Genomic DNA, 21,057 nt, shown 5'->3' with positions numbered 1-21,057 from the left:
GTCAGAAACTTGAGTATTTCCATCAGGTTGAACATATAATCGACGAGGCCTTTTTCCTTGTCGATCTTTCATGAATTCCGATTTCTGAGTGTGGAGTGGTCGAGTGGCTGTACAGACATTCGAGAAAAACGACGCAATTGACGCCAATCTCCCGACTGCGGAAGCATTTCCGGAACAGACAACCAGCAGCGAGACTCCCCGGCGTTTCGATGATCTGAACGAGTTCGATTATCATCCGGTTCCAGTTCTGGCGGTGGTCGGACTGGTCCTGGCGGTCGTCTCGTCCGCAGGTTTGTTCATCTGGATGGCCCTGCCCCTGAGCGTGCTCGCATTTTTGCTGAGCGGACTCGGATTGTGGATCATCCGCCGGTCGGCCGGTGCTTACGGGGGGACCGGAGTCGCCCTGGCTGGGCTGTTTCTCTCGTTCGTGTTTCTGGCTGGGGGGATCGGATTCCAGGTCTACACGTACCAGACGGAAGTTCCCAAAGGTTACGAGCGGATCAGCTTTGTCCGAGACATTTCCGACAAGAGAATGCGGATGGAAGACGGCAAGATTTCTCCGCCGCCCGAAGTTGCCGCTTTCGACGGAAAGAAAGTCTTCCTCAAGGGATATATCTACCAGACCAAGCAGACGACCGACCTGCACTCATTCCTGTTCGTGAAAGACAACGCCAGTTGCTGCTTCGGTGCGAATCCGGAACTCTGGGATCGGCTTGGAGTTGTGATGAACGGTGACAAGACGATTAACTACCACGCCGGCAAAGTGGCGGTTGCTGGGACGTTCCGGATCAATCCGAAATTTGATCCCAACGGCGAACTCGAGCCGATTTACATTATTGACGCTGACAAATTCACGACGCGCGTCAGCGATTTCTGACAGGGCGTCAGTGTCAGACCCGACAACCTGGAGTGTCGGGGAATCAGCATCTACGGTATGGTTTCAGCCCAGCGACAACACCATTGTCATCGGGTTGAATCCGAGTCCATCCGACGACTGACCGCAGTTCAGGGCCTCCCGGCACATTCCGCGTGCCCGCCCTGACGTCAGTTGACGAAACATTGCCCACCACGGAGGTCCTTCCATGTTCCACACTCTGCCCCGTCTGCTTTGTCTCGGTGCGGTGAGCTTTGCGCTGGGATGCGGAGGTCCGGGCGAAGAGTATCGCCCGCTGTCGGCCGAGCAGGTCGAACAGCCGTCCGAGCCGGCGACTGCGTCCCCTTCTTCCGAAAGTCCAACGGTCGAGCCAGCAGCCTCGGGTGAAAAAGCGGACCTGGCTCAAGAGTCCTCTGCGACTCCTGCAGCTTCGGGCGAGGCGATGCCTGCTTCCGAAGGCGCGCCGACACAAGCATCCCCGGAAGAGGGTCAGGTTGCCACAGCAACTCCGTCGGGCGACACATCCGCTTCCATGCCTGCTGAGGCCAAAGCAGGGAGCAAGCCCCTTGAGATCAAGCTGCTGATTCCCAATAAAGAATTCGTCAAGGAAGGGGCGAGCCAGTCGCTGCGGGTCACCTTTGATGATCTCGACCTGCTCAAAGTCTGCAACATGGAGCCTGTCCCGCCGGATGTGATGGACCACCTTCCGGACTGGCTGAAGAACCTGAACGGGCAGAAGATCATTCTTCGCGGCTGGATGTTTCCGTCCGGGCGTCAGGAAGGGATTTCCAGCTTCATGTTCGTCCGTGATAATGGCATCTGCTGCTTCGGCCGCGATCCGAAAGTTTATGACAAATTGGCCGTGACGATGCAGCCAGGGAAGACGACCAGCTATATTGCAGGTCGTCCCTTTGATGTGGAAGCCACTCTCTTGATCGAACCGGATATCGAAGGTTCGGAAGAAGGACTGTGGTGGCTGTATCGCCTCGAAGGTGCCCGTGTCATCGATCAATGAAATCCCCAAGGAGCCTGTGATGCGCTCTCTGTTCCTTTCCTGCCTGGGCATAGCAGCACTCGTGGTCGCGAGCCTGTTCAGCCAGGTCGCCTCCAGTTGCCCATTCTGCAGCGCACCGTCGTTGACGCTGGGTGAACAGCTGGCAGCAGCCCAATCGGCCGTGCTCGTGCAATGGATCGGCGGGAAAGAAGCCAATCGTGATGAAGGGTTCACCGGCACCACCGATTACGAAATCGTGCAGATCGTCCGGGGCGATTCCAAGAAACTGAAGAAGGGTGAGAAGATTACCGTCGACCGGTATCGCTCCGGCAAGGCGGGAGAACTCTTCCTCCTCCTGGGAACCGTCGTTGAGAACCAGACCGAATGGAACAGCCCGCTCGAAGTCACCGAAGCGAGCTTCCAATACATCGTGCAGGCTCCCAGCAAAGAATCTCCCACCCGCGACCGGCTCGCATACTTCATGAAGTTTCTGGAGTATCCGGATCCAACAGTTGCCACCGACGCTTATGGGGAATTCGCCAACGCCCCTTACGATGACATTGTTCCACTGGCGGATGAGATGCCCCGGGAGAAGCTGCGAAAGTGGCTTTCGGACCCGGAAATCACTCCCACCCGGATCGGTCTGTATGGACTGATGCTCGGTCTGTCCGGCAAGGCGGAAGATGCGGAATTCCTCAAAGCGAAAGTGATCGAAGAGCCGGAAGATTTCCGACTGGGGATCGACGGGGTGATGGGAGGTTACCTGCTGCTGACTGGCAAGGAGGGTCTGCAGGTTCTCGACGAAACCAAGCTGTCCAACACCAAGGCTCACTTCAGCGAAACATTCGCTGCCATGCAGGCTCTGCGGTTCATGTGGACCTACGGCAAAGGACGAATCCCCGCAGAAGACCTGAGGCACTCGATGCGGCTGCTGCTGCGTCGTCCGAATCTGGCCGACCTGGTGATCGTCGACCTGGCCCGCTGGCAGGACTGGGCCACCATGCCGGAACTGATGTCGCTGTACGACAACAAGGATTATCAGGTTCCGTCGGTGAAGCGGGCCATTGTGCGGTTCATGCTGATTGCTGAGAAGGACGCCCCGGTGGCAGCTGACGCGGAAGTCCCGGCACATGTCAAAGCCGCCCGTGCGAACCTCGAACTCCTGCGTGAAAAAGACCCAAAGACAGTGAAAGCCGCGGAACGCTATTTCTTTGATTAGCCATGTCGTTTCACTCGTTGAAATAGTCAGTGAATTGTCTGTCAGAGCACGAAGCGTGAGCGAGTGCATTTCCCCAACGTTCTAACAGAACGCACTTGCTGACGCGGTGTGCTCTGAACAAATCCCATCGAGAGTGCGAGACAAGGATGTCTCTGGAGCATCGACCATGAGCAATGGATTGCGCATCGCGTTCACCAGCCTCGTCTTGACAGCGACACTGGCCAGCTTTCTGCTGCTTCCCAGCCTGAAGATCAGTGCGTGCCCCTTTTGTGATGCTCCCACAACGACACTGAGTGAACAGCTCAGCACCTCACATGTCGCAGTGCTCGTTCGCTGGGAATCCGCAGTCAAACCGGACCCGAACGACTTCGCTGAGGGGACCACGACTTACAAGGTCATCGAATCAGCGGGGGCCGCCGCGGCAGAGCATCCCCCCGGCAGCAAGTTCACCGTCAATCGCTACAACTTCGGCACCCCCGGCGACGAAGGCCTGATTTTCGCCACGCTCGATGAAGAGAAAATCGCCTGGGGACTCCCCTCTCCCGTCAGCCGTGAATGCTGGACATACCTGATCACAGCTCCCGCCCGCGACCTTCCCGTCCGAGAGCGGCTCCCGTTTTACCTTCGTCATCTCGAGCACGAAGATCCCGACATCGCGATGGATGCCTACAGCGAGTTCGCTGGCATTCCCTACGAAGATCTGAAGCTGATTACCGATCTGCTCCCGCGCGAGAAGATCATCGAGTGCCTGAAAAATCCTCTGACAATCCCCACCCGCAAAGGGCTGTTCGGGCTGATGCTGGGTCTGTGCGGAACGCCGGAGGATGCGAAGTACATGAAAGAGGTCATCAGCGAACAACCGGAAGATTCACGCATGGGGATCGACGGGATGATGGGCGGGTACCTGCTCCTCACAGGAAATGACGGACTGGCAGACTTAACGAGACTGAAGCTGGATGATGAAAAGACTCCGGAACATGAAATCTACTCGCTGCTGAAGGCGCTGGAATTCATGTGGACCTATGGGCAGGAGAAAGTGGATGCAGACAAACTGCGAGTCGCACTTCGCAAAATCCTGCATCGCCCGCAGCTTTCAGGACTGGTGATTCTGGACCTGGCCCGTTGGCAGGACTGGGAAGTGATGGACACCCTCGCAGCCAGCTACGGACAGGAACCGTTCGCTGACCGGCATCCCCGGCAGTGCATCGTGCGTTATCTCATCGTGGCGGAGAAGGACGCTCCCGAGGGAACGACGATCAATTCCGATGGCAAACCGGTCGACTATCGTTCCAAAGCCAGAACGTACCTGAACAAGCTGCGGGCCGATGATCCTGCTACAGTGAAGTACGTGGAGAAGTATCCGTTCGATTGAATGACTCCTCCACCAACGGCTCACGCGAAGAGACGCAGGGCCCGCCTCGACTGTTTTTGTTAGTCAAGAATGGATCAGGACCATCTGCCATGGTGAAACTCTTCAGCGTTGCCGGCACGCTGAGCATAATGCTCCTGGCCGCCCTTCCCATTCTCGCCGACACCCCAGATTCGCCCTCTTTCACCCCTCAGCTTTCCAAGAAACAGCCACTCGAAACAATCGACCTTTCCAGCGACACCAGTCAACAGAGCATCGTCGCTCGCGGGACTGAAAAGATTTATCAAGGACACCCGCACACGCTTCTGATGCCGGACGGAAAAACAATCCTCGCCGCCTGGACCTATGGGCACGGCGGAGTCTGCGGCCCGCTGAAACGCAGCGACGATGGGGGATTGACCTGGAGTGAACTGCTCCCCGTTCCCAAGAGCTGGTCGAAAGTCAGGAACTGCCCGACTCTCCACCGCATCGTCGGACCTGATGGCGTGGCGCGCGTCTTCGCCTTCGCCGGGAACGGAGCGATGTATCAGGCAGTCTCCCTCGATGACGGCCAGACATTTTCAGAGATGAAACAGAACGGCCTCAAGACCATTGTCGCCCCGATCAGCATTGGAGCGGTCGAAGGGGGGACGAAATGGCTGATGTGGTATCACCGGGGGAACAGCGATGATCCCGTCGATGAACATCAGGACCAATCAGAAAAAGCGGTCTGGCAGAGTGCCTCGACCGATGGCGGGCTCACCTGGGGCGATTCACGAATTGTCTGCGAAGTTCCCGGGGCCTACCCCTGTGAGCCGGCGGTCATTCGTTCCCCCGACGGCAGGCAACTGCTGATGTGCATTCGCGAGAACACCCGAAAGTTCAACTCACTGTTCATCACCAGCGATGACGAAGGTCAAACGTGGTCGAACCCGAAGGAGCTGACCGCATCGCTGACAGGAGACCGCCACCTGATGCGATATGCTCCCGATGGGCGGATGGTCGTCGTCTTTCGGGATCGGGCGGACGGTCCGACGAAAGGGCACTTCGTCGCGTGGGTCGGAGCGTACGAAGACGTCATTGACGGACGCGAAGGCGAGTATCGAATCAAGTTGCTCCATCATCTCGGGCGCAAGTTCGACACGGGTTATCCGGGACTCGATGTCCTGCCTGATGGAACCTTCGTTGCGACGACATACGTGCAATTGAAACAAGACGAGAAAAATTCCGTTGTCGCAGTCCGCTTCAAGCTCGACGAAGTGGATCAGATGCGGAAATCAAACGATGCAGCAGTTCCGTAACTGTCCATCGAACATCACGATCACGTGACTCAGCCGCTTCCCCCGGGGACTTCAACGGTGATTGCACGTCCCTGACCGGATCTGAGCTTCCGGTTTCGCGTTGCCTGAGTTTTTCGACGGCTGGTCAGGCTCCACCACGCACGACGGATCCGTACGATGCCCTTCAAGGACCGATCCTATCAAAAATCGGCAGACCCTCGACACGCCGGGTTCGACTGGGAGAGTCGACCATGGCCCCGGCGGATTTCAAAGGAGACTGCGGTCTCGACCCGCCGTATCTTGCGGTCGACTCTCTCAGGTGTCGAGATTCTTGCAGGTGCGCCGCACAAGGCCTGCTGAACCAGAAAAGACAAATTCTTTGGAATTCCTTGGATCGCTTCCTCAGATTTGCTAGACTCCCGCCGACACTCAGTTTGAACAAATACTGAGAGACCACCAGCACAATACATCTCGACTGACCGGACCTCCGGAGGCGATCTGTGCCTCCCTTATCTATTTGTCCGCATGCTGACGTGACCCGTCCGTTGAATCTCCCCGGATTCACCGAAGGATTACGGGGCGAGTCGGCATTCGAACTGCATGACGGGATCACTCTCAAAGGTTGATGGAATGGCCGTAAAAGAAGCTCAGCAGATTCATGATGACATCTCGCAGTGCGTCGGCGGGACACCGCTGGTCCGATTGCATCGAATCGTCGAGGGTGCGGGCGCTCAGGTTGTTGCCAAACTTGAAAACATGAATCCGCTGTGGAGCGTGAAGGATCGCATCGCACGCGCCATGATCGATCAGGCGGAACGGGACGGAAAGATCGGCCCGGATACCATCATCCTGGAACCGACCAGTGGAAACACCGGAATCGGACTGGCCTACGTGTGTGCCTCTCGCGGCTATCAGCTGCAGGTGACCATGCCGGAAACGATGAGCATCGAACGGCGCAGGCTGCTCAAAGCGTTCGGCGCGGAAATCATCCTGACCCCCGCTGCCGAAGGAATGCCGGGAGCTGTCCGAAAAGCAGAAGAACTGGCCCAGCGGGATTCAAGATACTTCGTTCCGCAGCAGTTCAATAATCCCGCCAACCCCGAGATCCACCGGAAGACCACCGCTGAAGAGATCTGGAAGGATACCGCCGGCAAGGTCGACATCTTTGTCGCAGGCGTGGGCACAGGCGGAACGATCACCGGCGTGGGCGAAGTTCTGAAAGCCCGCAAGCCCGGCGTCCAGATTGTGGCTGTCGAACCGGAAGCGAGCCCGGTCATCAGTCAGAAACGTTCCGGTCTGCCGCTTCAATCCGGACGGCACATGATTCAGGGGATCGGCGCCGGGTTCATCCCCGCCAATCTCAACGTCGGCGTGATCGACGAAGTCGTCACGGTGACCGACGATGCTGCCTTTGAAACCGCCCGTGAGCTGGCTCGGCTCGAGGGAATGATGTGCGGAATCAGTTGCGGAGCAGCTGCGTGGGCAGCCCGACAGCTGGCTTTCCGCCCGGAAAATCGCGGGAAGCTCATCGTGGTGGTCCTGCCGGACCTCGGCGAACGCTATCTCTCCACTCGGCTGTTCCCGGAATAGCCTCACGCCCCGCCCCTTTGCTTATCTATCGCTTGAGGAAAGTGCATGTCCGACAATTTATTGCAGCGTAGCGTGACAACATCGGTCGCCCGAAATCTGGCGGATACGACCAAGACAGCGCCGATGATGATGTCCATCACTCCGCGCTGGCTGCTTTCTCTCCTCCCCTGGGTTCATGTCCACGGCGGTACCTATCGCGTCAACCGCACCAAGGTTGAACTCAGCAAGGCCAAGCGGGTCAGCGTGGATGTGGTCAATGACGTCGCCACATTCTCTCCGGAAGCCTTGCGAAGCATTCCTCTGTTTTCGGAGTTGTCCGATCAGCTGCTGCTGCGAATTGCCCCCGCGTTCAAGAGCGAAGTGGTCTCTCTGGGAAACAAGCTCATCCGCGAAGGAGAAGACGAGAACAAACTCTTCATCATCGCTCAGGGTCAGGTCGAAGTCCTCAGCAAGGGAATTCACGGGACCGATCTCCGACTCGCTCTCCTCACCGATGGGGAATATTTCGGCGAGTCCGAACTGGCAGCGGACGTCCCTTCCGACGTCACCATCCAGACCATCACCCCGTGTATTCTGCTGTCGCTGTCGCGAAAGGATCTGGACGCTGCGCTCCGCAAGTCCCCGCAACTCTCTGAAGACTTCCAGCGCGCGATCACGGAACACCGTGAACTCCGCTCCATGGTCAACCGCTATGGGGAACGCAATATCGATCTCGTCTCCGGCTTCGCTGAGAACGTCGAGATCCCTGAAACCTTCGTCGATTACTCCGCAACGCCACGCGAGTACTCCCTCACCGCCACGCAGACGGTTGTCCGCGTTCACACCCGCGTCTCTGACCTCTACAACGGGCCCTACAATCAGCTCGAAGAGCAGATGCGCCTCACCATTGAGGGAATCAAGGAGCGCCAGGAATGGGATATCATCAACAATCCCAAGTTCGGTCTCATCCACTCCGCTGACCCCGCCATGCGGATCAGCACACGTTACGGCGCTCCCACGCCAGACGATCTGGATGAACTTCTCGCACTGGTCTGGAAGAAGCCCGCCTTCTTCCTGGCACATCCCAAAGCGATTGCCGCTTTCGAACGCGAATGCACCTGGCGCGGTGTTCCTCCTGTCACCATGAACCTCTTCGGAACCCCCGTCATTACATGGCGTGGCGTTCCCATCGTCCCCTGCGACAAGTTGGAGATGAGCAACCGCTACAAGTCCAACCAGTGGTTTGGCACCACCAGCATCCTGCTGCTGCGGGTGGGTGAAGAAGATCAGGGTGTCGTCGGACTGCATCAGACCGGCATCCCCGGCGAGATCATGCCCAGCCTCTCGGCACGGCTCATGGGACTCGACAGCCTCGGCGTCGCTTCCTACCTGCTCACACTCTACTTCTCCTGTGCCGTCCTCACCGACGATGCACTCGGTGTCCTCGAAAACGTCGAAGTCGGGTACTACCACGACTACGAACATCGCGAGACCCAGGGATTCGACAAAGGACTGGGAATTTAAAAAAGAGGGCCTGTGACGCCCCACTCCCACTGAAGATTCGAAAACAATCTCCTTCTCTAACCAACCATTAAAATGTCCGACAACCTCCTGCAGCGTAGCGTGACAACATCGGTCGCCCGAAATCTGGCGGATACGACCAAGACAGCGCCGATGATGATGTCCATCACTCCGCGCTGGCTGCTCTCTCTCCTCCCCTGGGTTCATGTCCACGGCGGTACCTATCGCGTCAACCGCACCAAGGTTGAACTCAGCAAGGCCGACCGGGTGAACGTCGATGTGTTCGGCAAGCACATTACGTTCTCGCCCGCCGCCCTGCGCAGCGTCCCGCTCTTTTCTCAGCTGTCCGATGCAGTGATCGCCCGCCTGGCCGATGCCTTCAAAACGGAAGAGGTCTCGCTGGGACGAAAACTGATCGGCGAAGGCGAAGGAGGGAACAAACTCTTCATTATCGCTCAGGGTCAGGTCGAAGTCCTCAGCAAGGGAATTCACGGGACCGATCTCCGACTCGCTCTCCTCACCGATGGGGAATACTTCGGCGAAGCGGATCTGGTTTCCGACAACGCTTCGGACATGACGATCCGCACGCTGACCCCCTGTATTCTGCTTTCGCTGTCGCGGAAGGATCTGGACGCAGCGCTCCGCAAGTCGCCGCAACTCTCTGAAGACTTCCAGCGGGCGGTCACCGAACACCGTGAACTCCGTTCCATGGTCAACCGCTATGGGGAACGCAATATCGATCTCGTCTCCGGCTTCGCTGAGAACGTCGAGATCCCTGAAACCTTCGTCGATTACTCAGCGACACCACGTGAGTATTCCCTCACCGCCACGCAGACTGTTGTGCGCGTTCACACCCGCGTCTCCGACCTCTACAACGGGCCCTACAATCAGCTCGAAGAGCAGATGCGCCTCACCATTGAGGGAATCAAGGAGCGCCAGGAATGGGATATCATCAACAATCCCAAGTTCGGTCTCATCCACTCCGCTGACCCCGCCATGCGGATCAGTACACGCTACGGCGCTCCGACGCCGGACGATCTGGATGAACTGCTCGCTCTGGTCTGGAAGAAGCCTGCCTTCTTCCTGGCCCATCCCAAAGCGATTGCCGCTTTCGAACGCGAATGCACCTGGCGCGGTGTTCCGCCTGTCACCATGAACCTCTTCGGAACCCCCGTCATTACATGGCGTGGCGTTCCCATCGTCCCCTGCGACAAGCTGGAGATGAGCAACCGCTACAAGTCCAACCAGTGGTTTGGCACCACCAGCATCCTGCTGCTGCGGGTGGGTGAAGAAGATCAGGGTGTCGTCGGACTGCATCAGACCGGCATCCCCGGCGAGATCATGCCCAGCCTTTCGGCACGGCTGATGGGACTCGACAGCCTCGGCGTCGCTTCCTACCTGCTCACACTCTACTTCTCCTGTGCCGTCCTCACCGACGATGCACTCGGTGTCCTCGAAAACGTCGAAGTCGGGTACTACCACGACTACGAACATCGCCGCCGCACCCCGAAATAATCTCCAGCTGGCTCTGTCATGAATCCCATGCACGAACTCACTCCTGAGAAACTGACCGAGATTACCTCGCGGCTGTACAACATGCTTCCGGGGACGGCCTCGCCACAGATTCCGTCCACTTCCGCAAGCCATTATCCCCCCATCTCGCCGGGAACTCCCCTGCCGAAGATGGAATCGGAGAACATCGGCTTCGGAGTCCAAAGCGATCCGGTCCCTCATGTCTCAGAATCTCTGACCACCGCTGCCAAGAAGATTTCAGCCCGCAACGCTGCGGAGAATCGACTGCACGCGGAATCGCAAAGCGCGATCAATCCGCGACCGTCGGCGGACAGTGGCCGCACAGAAGGGCTTCGAAATTTCGTCCGGGGACTTCAGACTTCCCATGTCGCCAGTCAGTCGGGCCTCGGCAATACCGCTTCGCAGTATGTCAGCCCGCCGGTCGGGAATATCTACCAGCCGACAGCCCCCTTCTCACACTCCAACACCTCACTGTTCTCGGGACGAAATCCGATCCGCGAAAGCGGGCGTCCGTTTGACGTCGCTTCCATTCGTCGGGACTTTCCGATTCTGAACCAGCGGATCCACGGCCATCCGCTGGTCTGGATGGACAATGCCGCCACGACGCAAAAGCCGCAATGCGTCATTGATGAACTGGCCCGTTTCTACGCCAACGACAACTCCAACATTCACCGCGGAGCACATTCGCTGGCAGCACGTGCCACCGATGCCTATGAGGACGCCCGCAAGAAAGTGCAGCGGTTCCTCGGCGCCAGCTCTGTCGAGGAAATCGTTTTTGTGCGTGGGACGACCGAAGGGATCAACCTCGTCGCCCAGACATGCGGACGCAAATTCCTCCAGCGGGGTGACGAGATTATCCTCACCACCCTGGAACACCATGCCAACATTGTTCCCTGGCAGATGGTGGCTCAGGAAACCGGAGCGGTCATTCGCGTGGTCCCGGTGAACGATTCGGGCGAGATCATTCTTGAAGACTACCAGCGGCTGCTCGGCCCCCGAACACGACTGGTCGCCTTCACGCATGCCAACAACAGCCTCGGGACGCTGTTGCCGGTGGCGGAAATGACTCAGATGGCCAAGCGATACGGAGCCCGCGTTCTCATCGACGGGGCCCAGTCCGTTGCCCATATCCCCGTGAATGTGCAGGAACTGGGTTGCGACTTCTATGTGTTCTCCGGGCATAAGATCTTCGGACCGACCGGCATTGGAGCGGTCTATGTGAAGTCTGAACTGCTGGAACTGATGCCTCCCTGGCAGGGGGGCGGAAGCATGATCAAGGACGTCACCTTCGAACAGACCACCTACAGCGATCCGCCGGCGAAGTTCGAAGCGGGCACTCCCAATATTGCCGATGCCGTTGGGCTGGGTGCGGCTCTCGATTATGTGACTCAGCTGGGTCTGCCGCAGATCGCACATCACGAACACCAGCTGCTCGAATACGCGACCGAACAACTCTCGCGCATCGACGGCGTCCGGCTCGTGGGAACGGCGCGTGAAAAAGTGTCCGTCGTCTCTTTCGTCATGCAGAATCGCCCGACGGAAGAGGTCGGACGGCTACTCGACCGCGAAGGAATTGCTGTGCGTTCCGGGCATCACTGTGCTCAGCCGTCGCTGCGTCGATTCGGACTCGAATCGACGGTTCGCCCTTCATTTTCCATCTACAACACGTATGATGAAATTGACCACCTGGTCAATTCGGTCAAACGGATCCGGCACTCGTCGCCCAACGTGTCGAGAATCTTTTAGACTCAGGCGGCACTTCGAAAAATGCTCTCGGCGCAGCGAGCGGTCACGGAAGAAACATCATGAGTGCATCGATTTCACCTCAGGAACTCACACAGCTCTCCCGCAACGGTCAGTCACTGGATCTGATTGACGTGCGGACTCCTGCGGAATTCGAGGAAGCGCATGTCGGATTCGCCCGGAACGTGCCGCTGGACCGCCTCAACCCTGCCCAGGTGATGCAGTCCCGGACCGGTTCCGCTGACGCCCCGGTGTACGTCATCTGCAAGTCGGGGGGGCGTGGCCGGATGGCCGTTGAACAGTTCGCCAAAGCCGGCTTTGCCAACGTGGTGAATGTCGAGGGGGGAACGCAGGCCTGCCTCACGTCAGGGCTTCCCATCGTTCGGGGCCGCAAGACGATGTCGCTGGAACGACAGGTCCGGATCGCTGCCGGATCACTGGTCCTGCTGGGAGTGACACTCGGCTGGTTCGTTCACCCCGGCTTCTTTGGCATTTCGGCCTTTGTCGGCGCCGGTCTCGTCTTCGCCGGCATCACCGACACCTGTGGCATGGGAATGATCCTCGCCCGCATGCCGTGGAATCAGGCCCCTGCCAAGCAATCCTGCTCGACCTGAAGCCGGCGTTCTGACGTCAGCTGAAACGTTGGCGTCCACCTGCAGCAGGGCCTGTCCCTCGTTTTGCAGCTCGGAAATCCCTCAGGTATGGATGTTGAACCACTTGCCGCAGTGGGTGCATTTGACGTCCCCCAACGGAGAGACATCAGGGTTCTTTCCCAGCGGCGCACCGCATTGACTGCAGATATATCCCTGCGGGGAAGCTGTCGATCTGGGCTCCTGGAATCTCTTCGAAAGGTCTGCCCGATGCATCTGCTCACGCATCTGGGCCATGAAGTCGGGACCGTAAAAAGCATTGGTCATTGCCGCAGCACCAAAGAGAATGAACCCGAAGGCAATAAAACTTGCAAAGACGCGAAAAAACAATGGCGGGCTGCCGAACTGGTCAAACGGAGTCAGCCACAGGAACCCCAACACGGTGACTCCAATCCCCAGCGGGATCAGGCTGAAGAGGATGGCAAATATTCGCATCAACGCATCCGATCGTCTGGAAAACCTGGAGCGAATCTCACGAAAGTGTGGCGTTCCGGCGCCGATAAACACAGCTTTCGAACGACAAATCTCCCCGAATCGCCGCCACACTCCCCTGAGTCAGGTGCAAGCGGGAATGCCGCGTTTGATACGATGAAAAATCGCCCGCGGATCACGTCATCTCTGCATTTTCCTCTCTGACAGAGAGAATCTGCTTCCAGGCTGCCAGTGCATCTCGGACCGCCCAGACGTCATGCACCCGCAGCAGGTCCGCGTGTTGATGAGCGAGTGCCAGTGAAACACCAATCGTCCCCGCCAGACGCTCATCCACATCCCGGCCAACCAGCTTTTTCAAGAACCCTTTTCTCGAGTGGCCGATCAGGACCGGTCGCCCGAAGCTGCGAAACTCCCCGACGTGCGAGAGGATTTCCAGGTTGTGCTGTGCCGTCTTGCCGAACCCGATTCCGGGGTCGACCATCAGCCGCTCTCGCGAGATGCCAGCAGCTTCAAGAAACTCGCACCGCGCCCGTAGCCAGTCGCGAATCTCCACGACAGCGTTGTCATACCGGGGGTCCAGCTGCATCGTCTTAGGAGTCCCCTGAATATGCATCAGGATCACTCCGCAGTCGCTGGCGGCACAGACTTCCGGCATCTCCGGGTCAAACGTCAGTCCGGAGATGTCATTGACGATCGAGGCACCCGCTGCCAATGCTTCCCGGGCGACAATCCCCTTGGTCGTGTCGATCGAAATGGGAACGCCCGTCTTTGACGCCAGCTGCTCAATGACCGGGATGACCCGCCTGAGTTCCTCCTGGTCACTCACCGGATCCGCATTCGGCCGGGTCGATTCCCCACCGATATCAAGTACATCTGCCCCACTCTCAGCCAGAGACAACGCATGCTCAACGGCAGCTGGAGTGGCAGTCCATTTTCCGCCGTCAGAAAAGCTGTCCGGAGTGGCGTTGACAATCCCCATCAAACGCGGAGCGTCCCCCATCTGCCAGCACTGCTGAGCGAACTTCCAGGAACGCAGGATGGAGGATTTCGATGGAACGGTCATGGATGTGCGGGGTGAAAGATTTTAACCACGGAAAGCACGGAGGACGCGGAATAGAAAAAGTGACGGCGTTTTGGAGTTCGGAAAAGATTTGAAACGCAGAGATCGCCGAGTTCGCTGAGAAGAATATGAAGAGACTATTCTGGTTCAGGCCTCAGTCAGTCGAGTCGCATTGCGAATGCTCAATCATTCTGTCTCCCTGAATTCTCCGCGTTCTCCGCGATCTCTGCGTTTCAAAATCCTCTTTATTCCTTCGTGACACTCAAGTCGTCGCCAGCAGCAGGGCGATGCGGCAGGCGTTCAGGTAGGTGTCCAGATGCAGCACTTCGTTCACGGTATGAATCCCGCTTTGACCGCAGCCGAGCGTCACTGTCGGAAGACCGTGGGTGAACATCCAGTTGGCATCCAGCCCACCGTTGCTGATGCGGGTTTCCGGAGTCAGGCCGACCTGCCGAATGGCGTTGCTGGCAGCCTGCACGATTTCTGACTTCGGGTCGATGCGGAATGATTCATACTTGTGAGTGGCTTCGAACTTCACGCTTCCCGTCTGACCAGCGGCGTTCTTGATCGACTTGGCAGCCTGAGTGAAGGCCTTGCGATAGGCCTCCACGATCTTTGCGCGGAAGGCTGGATCATGGCTGCGGGCCTCCCCCTTCAGGACAACCCGGTCGGTGACGACGTTCGTGGCGTCCCCGCCGGAAATCACGCCGATGTTGCTGGTGCCGGTCTTTTTCCCTTTGACCACTTTTCCGTGCCATCCATCCGCGACGAGTGAGGAAATCGCAAGAGCTGCAATCGCAATGGCACTGACGCCGTCTTCCGGATGGGCTCCTGCATGACTCGCCAGCCCGGTGATCTCGATGGCGATATGGTCGTCGCCAGTCGCGCCGATTGTCGCCAGCTGAGCAGGACCGCCGTCCCAGTTGAAACAGAGTTTCGGATTTCCGAGTTTGTTGATCGCCACATGCCGGGCTCCGACCAGCCCCACTTCCTCCTGCACCGCCCAGAAAAATGTCAGCGGAGGATGAGGAAGCTTTTGCGTCTGAATGAGCCGGAGAGTGTTCAGCAGCGTGGCTGCCCCGGCGCGATCATCGCCGCCCAGTGCGGTTTTCGGATTCTTTGAGCGGATCAGGTTCCCGTCGCGAACCGGTTCGCAGCCGACGCACAGCGGCACGGTATCGATGTGCGCCATGAGCAGCTTGCGAGGTTTGCGAAGCGTTCCCGGAAGCTTGACGATGAGGTTCCCGACCTCGCCGCCGAACGGACTTTTCTTATGGGCATTGTCGAACTGAATCTGGGAATCGGCGATCCCGAGCGACTTGAGTTCATCGACGATGAACCGGGCGATGGCAGATTCCTGACCACTCTTGCCCGGGATCGCCAGCATCCGCAGGACAAGGTCAATTGCAGATTCATCAACAAGTGAAGTGACATCCGGTGGGTTGGACATCGTGACTCCTGAAGTAACGTCAATAAAAAGACCGTTTAGCCCCCGACTTCAAGTGAGAGGCTAAACGGTGCACAGTCAAAATTCTGGTTTACGATTCGGCGGTCCCGAGCGACTCAGGCGATTCGTCGATGTGCACTGCTTTGTAACCACCGGAGAGCCGGAAGCCGATAATCAGCAGGAGATAGCAGGCAGCCATGGTCAGCGGAACATAAGCTGTCAGGCTGAGCGCTTTCTTTCCGCCGTAGATTCCGGCCTTGGTGACCTGCGGTTTATCGACAGCAGCATCCGGGGCAGCGGTCTTCCACCATTCTTCGAGTTTCGTGACGTTGGGGTCCGTCTTGCCCTGCTCTGCGAGCAACTTGCTGGCACGTGCCAGTTCCTTGCCGTTATCTTCCAGGACCCCGACCTTTGCTCCGTCGAGTCCCACGGTCGTGACTCCCATGAACGAGCTTTCACCGGCAGCCTTGTACCGTTCAAACGTCGGCTCCGATGCAGAGCGGAGTTCCTGGGAAGCGTAATAGTCCTGCTGAAATCCGATGGCCGGGCCCCCGATCAGTCCAGCCGAGAGCATCCCCACCCCGCCGATGAGTCCAATTCCGACCGCTCCCGCCTTCGGGAAACGCTCGGATGCAACAGCCAGCATCGTCGGCCACAGGAAGGTCTTTCCACAGGCGTAGACGGTTGCAGCAATCACGCATCCGACGACTGCATCTGCCCGTCCGAGCAAGGTCAGTCCGGTCGCCCCCAGCAGCGCGCTGACTAACAGCAGTCCCAGCGGCGAAATGCGATGAACGATCGGTCCAGCGACGAACCGGAGCACGAACATCAGCAGTGAGGTGTAAACGAACAACGCCAGTCCGCTCGCATTGCTTCCCATGATCGAGCCGGTGATCTTCGCGATCCAGGAGTCGGTTCCGAGTTCGACATATCCCACCATCGCATGGATGAGGAGCAGGAACAGAAACAGCGGGGCGATCAGAGTGCTGACCATCTGGCCGATCGAGAGACCAGCGGAAGCCGCCTCGGACTTCGGAAACTTCTGCCCGAACAGCAATGCTCCGTAGAGAATCACCGGAATCAGGAACAGAGACATCTGGATCTTCCAGTCGACTGGGGGAGCGATGATCTCTCCGCCGGTTCCAACCTTGGCTGCCATGAAGAATGAGGCGAGCCCCCCCAGCACCAGTCCGGCGGGCCATCCGGCGTGCAGGATGTTCAGATAGTGGGTTTTATCTTTCGGGAAGAGAGTGGCGGTGAGAGGATTCACGACCGCTTCGCACAGTCCGTTCCCCACAGCGAAAATAAACATTCCCCAGAACAGGCACTGAAAGGCTGCCGGCTTGCCGCTGGCTTCGAAGGCGGCAGGAGCGGCCAGGGTCAGCACAGCGGAGATGAAATGCAGCAGGAACGCTGCGAGCATCACTTTGCCGTACCCGACTTTGTCAGCCAGAAGCGACGTGATGATGATCACGATGCCGAACCCCGTGAGTCCCCCGCCAGTAATCTGGCCGAGTTCCGTCATGGTGAACCCGAACTGTTCCGCCCACTGAACCAGGATGCCCGCACGCACGGAATACCCCACACCGGCAGCGAGAATCGCCATGAATCCGGCATACAGCAATCTGTACGCGTTGGGGGCTACGGGTTGCGAGACAGTCGTCGTCATGGGCGGCTCTCCTAGGGTCTCTTGTTGTCAGTTCACTGGGGGGAAGCTGCGAATGAACGACCCTCTCGCGGGTCTTCAGAGATCGCACCGATCACTTCGCTCCGTACGTCCGTTCCGATTCATCGAAATCGTCCGATGAAAGCGCCTGATCCTATCGATCGATGCTCAAGTTTGCCACGCTGCCAGCCGGCAAAGGCGCAATAAAAAACGCCGCGAAGCTGCGGCGTTTTGATCAGAGCTGATTTTACTAGGGGATCATTGCTGACCCGATGATTCCGGGACAGGCTGATCGGATGCGGGAACGGGCGTTGTGGACTGGTTCGCCGCGTTGAGCCGCTGGAGAGCTTCGTAGACTTCATTGCGATGGATCGCGACGTCACGGGGTGCTTCGATGCCGAGACGGACTTTATCACCACGGATCTCGATCACCGTAATCACAATCCGTTCATCGATGACAATGCTCTCGTTCTTCTTGCGCGAGAGGACCAACATTGGTGATACCTCGACTAGACGCACCGCTTGAGAAGAGAAAGCTGGGGCGTTGTGCACGGGGCTGATGAAATTGCCGGTCTTCCGACAAAAACACTTTTCTCACTTGACATGATAGAAGTGGGAATTTAGTGAGTCAACGAGTGAATCGGCAAGAATTGCCGAATTCATTGATACTCAAGAGACTTATGGCAAAAATTATTAAAAATTTCACAATCCGGTTTTACTGGACACCTTCCGCTGACTCAGGCGCATCCTTTTTCACAGTCACCACTTCGGGACGAAGCAGCGGGAAGAAAATGACGTCGCGGATGCTGCGGCTGTTCGTCAGCAGCATGACCAGACGATCAATTCCGATCCCCAGCCCCCCCGCCGGCGGCATCCCGACCTTCAGCGCCTGAATGAATTCCCGGTCCATCTTCGCCATGGAATCCTCTTCAGACAGCCCGCCCAGCTGCGTCATGAAGAGCTCTTCCTGAAGCTTGGGATCGTTGAGCTCTGTATAGGCGTTCGCCAGTTCCATTCCATGCACGAACAGTTCGAACCGCTCGGCGATGTTGGGGTTGCCAGCCTTCCGCTTGGTCAACGGACACAACGACGCGGGGTAGTCGATCACGAAGACCGGACCGACCAGGGCATCCTCGACGCAGGCTTCGAAAACCTCGCTGATCACCACATCCGGATGCACTCCCGGACCGTCCATCATCTTGATGAACTCGTGCTTGATCTTGCCCAGACGGGCCTGTTCGCGTGCCTTGGCCTGCACAGCCGCAGCGTCCGTCATTTTGCAGCCGGCGTATTCCTCGAACAGCTCGGTGTAGGTTCGGCGCGGCCACGGTGGAGTGAAGTCGATTTCGGCATCACCCCACGGCAGAACCAGGCGGTCGGATGGCGTTGAGGAGTCACCGCTCTGTGCTCGGGCCTCGAGCACCACGCGGGCCGCGTTCGTCACGATCGATTCCGTGACATCCATCATGGTTTCATAATTGCCGTACGCCTGATACAGCTCGATCATTGTGAACTCGGGATTGTGAGTGGCATCAATCCCTTCGTTTCGAAAGACCCGGCCAATCTCATAAACCCGCTCGATCCCGCCGACCATAAGCCGCTTCAGGTGCAGCTCCAGGGCAATCCGCAGGAACAGCGGAATATCCAGCGCGTTGTGATGGGTGGTGAAGGGACGCGCCGCTGCGCCTCCGGCCACCGCGTGCAGAACCGGTGTTTCGACTTCCACGAAGCTCCGATCTGCCAGCGTACGTCGGATCGAGCTGAGGATCCTGCTGCGGAGCAGCAACTTGTCCCGCACGCCGTCGGTGTAGATCAGATCCAGCTCGCGATGCCGCAGCAGAGATTCGACGTCAGTCAGACCATGATGCTTTTCGGGTGGCTGAGTCAGCGACTTGCAGAGGATCGTCAGGGTCTGTACCTGAATGGAGATTTCCCCGGTGTCGGTTCTCTTCAGTGCCCCGTCGATCCCGACCAGGTCCCCCAGGTCCAGCTGCCCCATCAGTTCCCATTGCTCTTCGGGCAGGTCGCCGCGAGAGAAAAGGAGCTGAATCTTTCCCGTCGCGTCTTCAATATCGAAGAACCGGAGCTTGCCCGCCTTGCGACGCAGCATGATTCGCCCGGTCACCCGCGCAGCCTCTCCCAGCACGCCATTCTCCGCAGGAGCCTTGGCGCGGGCGTCACGGATAGACTCGTGATTTTCGAAGAGCTGACCGAACGGGTCATGTCCCAGTTCGACGATCTTCTGGAGCTTGTCGAGTCGAGCTTGTTCAAAACGGTCAGGCTTCATGGCAGGCGAGGGGAAAGGGAAAAGAGGTCAGGGGACAGGTATAGCCGCAATCCCGCAGGGATGCGTTATTCAATAAAAATTCAGCAAACAATCATTCCGGCAACTGCAATTCTTTTTCGCCAATGGTCAGGACGGTAAAGTCCCGGGCAGGATACCGACACGCGTAGTCCACGATTTGTTCGACCGTCAGATCATTCAAAGCATTGTGGATGTCTGTCAGCGTATTCACTCTTCGCAGATGGAACCAATCCCGGGCAATCGCGCTCGCGCGGGCTCCGGTCGACTCCTGCTGCATGATCAGGGAACTTTTCGCGCGGGCCTTGCAGCGGTCCAGTTCCGCTTCGGTCACGCCATCGGCCAGCTTCCGCATTTCCGCCACCATGACGTCCAGCGTCTCCTGTGCCCGATCAGTGGCGGTCCCGGCGTAGGCCAGAACTCGGCCTTCCGTCAGCAGGCTGTTGAGGGTGGCATAAACGGAGTAACACAGGCCTCGTTTTTCTCGAACTTCCGTAAACAGCCGGGAGCTGCTCCCGCCGCTTAAAATGCTGACAGCCGCCCACGCTGCGTAGTAATCGGCGTGCCCGTACGGAACTGCGTGATACGCCAGTCCGATGTGGGTCTGCGTCGAATCATGCGGCAGGTGATGGTTTTGTTGCAGGACGGGCTGACGCGAAAGTTCCGGGGGTGTGACTGTCCCCCAGCTTCCAAAACATTCCGCAACGACATCCCGCACCTGAGCTGCGGAAACGTTACCGGCCACGCCGATGAGCGTACCGTTGGGACGGACCGCGCGGTCATAAAACTGCTGAGCCCCCGTGAGCGAGATGTTTTCCAGTTCGCTCAGCGAGCCGTCGGTCGGGCGATTCCACGGGGCGTCGTAACAGTATTTCCGGAGTTCGGTGAGCACCTTTCGCTGGGGCTCATCTTCTTCAGCCAGCAGGCTTTGCTCGATCCCGCTCATGACCGCTTCAAACTGATCTTCCGGGAGAACGGGCCGCTGGAGAATGTCCGCATACAGCGGGAGGGCCTTGACCAGATTGTCTGCCAGGGTCGCTCCGGCGAAGGACAGGAAATTCCAGCCGACGTTTTCGTTTCGCTGAACGCCCAGATTGTCGAGAGCATTCGACATCTGGCGACTGTTGAGATTTCCAGCCCCGCGGGTCATCAGGTCACAGAGCGCAGCGGCTGTCCCGTTCTGCGATTCCGGTTCATAGACCACTCCAGCGGGTGTCATGATCGAGAACGAAGCAGACTGGACGTGCGGCATTTCTTCGACCAGCAACGTCAATCCGTTGGGAAATTCGAAGATCTGGATGGACTGCTCGTTCATGGCCTGCCGGATGGGAGGGTCGCTGCCGGAAAACGAAAGAGTCTATGCGATGCACGTCCGCAGGGTAAGCGAGCGTGAGTTTTCGCAGAGAGTGACGCCCCTTC

The 21,057-nt window shown here is 58.1% G+C and carries 18 protein-coding genes; 11 read left to right on the top strand and 7 right to left on the bottom strand.

What is annotated here, in order from left to right; genetic code table 11:
• The first annotated feature begins 103 nt into the window (after positions 1 to 103).
• The 11 genes from SH661x_RS07025 (at position 104) to SH661x_RS06975 (ending at position 12,695) form a co-directional block, all read left to right on the top strand.
• Complete coding sequence (locus SH661x_RS07025) at positions 104 to 877, top strand: hypothetical protein (protein ID WP_437229370.1); 774 nt, start codon at positions 104 to 106, stop codon at positions 875 to 877.
• 205 nt (positions 878 to 1,082) lie between these two features.
• Entirely contained in the window at positions 1,083 to 1,889 is an 807-nt protein-coding gene (locus SH661x_RS07020) for a hypothetical protein (protein WP_437229368.1), read from the top strand.
• A 19-nt stretch (positions 1,890 to 1,908) separates the two neighbouring features.
• On the top strand, positions 1,909 to 3,087 hold the full coding sequence (locus SH661x_RS07015; RefSeq protein ID WP_437229366.1) for a hypothetical protein: 1,179 nt from the start codon (positions 1,909 to 1,911) through the stop codon (positions 3,085 to 3,087).
• A gap of 166 nt (positions 3,088 to 3,253) precedes the next feature.
• Complete coding sequence (locus tag SH661x_RS07010) at positions 3,254 to 4,459, top strand: hypothetical protein (protein WP_437229364.1); 1,206 nt, start codon at positions 3,254 to 3,256, stop codon at positions 4,457 to 4,459.
• Between the two features lie 89 nt (positions 4,460 to 4,548).
• Entirely contained in the window at positions 4,549 to 5,736 is a 1,188-nt protein-coding gene (locus SH661x_RS07005) for a sialidase family protein (protein ID WP_437229362.1), read from the top strand.
• Positions 5,737 to 6,215: 479 nt separating this feature from the next.
• Positions 6,216 to 6,341, top strand: a complete 126-nt coding sequence (locus SH661x_RS07000) for a hypothetical protein (RefSeq protein ID WP_437229360.1) — start codon at positions 6,216 to 6,218, stop codon at positions 6,339 to 6,341.
• Between the two features lie 4 nt (positions 6,342 to 6,345).
• Complete coding sequence (cysK, locus tag SH661x_RS06995) at positions 6,346 to 7,305, top strand: cysteine synthase A (protein ID WP_437229358.1); 960 nt, start codon at positions 6,346 to 6,348, stop codon at positions 7,303 to 7,305.
• Positions 7,306 to 7,350: 45 nt separating this feature from the next.
• Complete coding sequence (locus SH661x_RS06990; protein WP_437229356.1) at positions 7,351 to 8,808, top strand: family 2B encapsulin nanocompartment shell protein; 1,458 nt, start codon at positions 7,351 to 7,353, stop codon at positions 8,806 to 8,808.
• Between the two features lie 72 nt (positions 8,809 to 8,880).
• Positions 8,881 to 10,320 carry a family 2B encapsulin nanocompartment shell protein gene (locus tag SH661x_RS06985; protein ID WP_437229354.1) on the top strand — a complete coding sequence of 480 codons (1,440 nt, stop codon included), beginning with the start codon at positions 8,881 to 8,883 and terminating at the stop codon, positions 10,318 to 10,320.
• Positions 10,321 to 10,347: 27 nt separating this feature from the next.
• Positions 10,348 to 12,084 (top strand): SufS family cysteine desulfurase, encoded by a 1,737-nt coding sequence (locus SH661x_RS06980; protein WP_437229352.1) that lies wholly within the window; start codon positions 10,348 to 10,350, stop codon positions 12,082 to 12,084.
• Positions 12,085 to 12,143: 59 nt separating this feature from the next.
• Positions 12,144 to 12,695 carry a rhodanese-like domain-containing protein gene (locus SH661x_RS06975; protein WP_437229350.1) on the top strand — a complete coding sequence of 184 codons (552 nt, stop codon included), beginning with the start codon at positions 12,144 to 12,146 and terminating at the stop codon, positions 12,693 to 12,695.
• 81 nt (positions 12,696 to 12,776) lie between these two features.
• Here SH661x_RS06975 and SH661x_RS06970 read toward each other — a convergent pair whose 3' ends face one another.
• The 7 genes from SH661x_RS06970 to SH661x_RS06940 all read right to left on the bottom strand — a co-directional run bounded on the left by SH661x_RS06970 (position 12,777) and on the right by SH661x_RS06940 (position 20,953).
• Positions 12,777 to 13,166 (bottom strand): hypothetical protein, encoded by a 390-nt coding sequence (locus tag SH661x_RS06970; protein ID WP_437229348.1) that lies wholly within the window; start codon positions 13,164 to 13,166, stop codon positions 12,777 to 12,779.
• A 172-nt stretch (positions 13,167 to 13,338) separates the two neighbouring features.
• Positions 13,339 to 14,226, bottom strand: a complete 888-nt coding sequence (gene folP, locus SH661x_RS06965; protein ID WP_437229347.1) for a dihydropteroate synthase — start codon at positions 14,224 to 14,226, stop codon at positions 13,339 to 13,341.
• Positions 14,227 to 14,485: 259 nt separating this feature from the next.
• Complete coding sequence (locus SH661x_RS06960) at positions 14,486 to 15,673, bottom strand: M20/M25/M40 family metallo-hydrolase (protein ID WP_437229345.1); 1,188 nt, start codon at positions 15,671 to 15,673, stop codon at positions 14,486 to 14,488.
• Positions 15,674 to 15,761: 88 nt separating this feature from the next.
• Positions 15,762 to 17,339, bottom strand: coding sequence for an MFS transporter (locus SH661x_RS06955; RefSeq protein ID WP_437229343.1), 1,578 nt, complete (start codon positions 17,337 to 17,339; stop codon positions 15,762 to 15,764).
• A 255-nt stretch (positions 17,340 to 17,594) separates the two neighbouring features.
• The gene (gene csrA / locus SH661x_RS06950; RefSeq protein ID WP_437229341.1) at positions 17,595 to 17,831 is read right to left on the bottom strand and encodes a carbon storage regulator CsrA; all 237 of its coding nucleotides are present in this window, start codon (positions 17,829 to 17,831) and stop codon (positions 17,595 to 17,597) included.
• A 220-nt stretch (positions 17,832 to 18,051) separates the two neighbouring features.
• On the bottom strand, positions 18,052 to 19,623 hold the full coding sequence (lysS, locus tag SH661x_RS06945) for a lysine--tRNA ligase (protein ID WP_437229339.1): 1,572 nt from the start codon (positions 19,621 to 19,623) through the stop codon (positions 18,052 to 18,054).
• A 91-nt stretch (positions 19,624 to 19,714) separates the two neighbouring features.
• Entirely contained in the window at positions 19,715 to 20,953 is a 1,239-nt protein-coding gene (locus tag SH661x_RS06940) for a M16 family metallopeptidase (RefSeq protein WP_437229337.1), read from the bottom strand.
• Positions 20,954 to 21,057: the final 104 nt, after the last annotated feature.

It is taken from the genome of Planctomicrobium stercoris (genome assembly GCF_051465655.1).
GTDB lineage: Bacteria > Planctomycetota > Planctomycetia > Planctomycetales > Planctomycetaceae > Planctomicrobium.
This window is presented reverse-complemented; position numbering and strand designations above follow the sequence as displayed.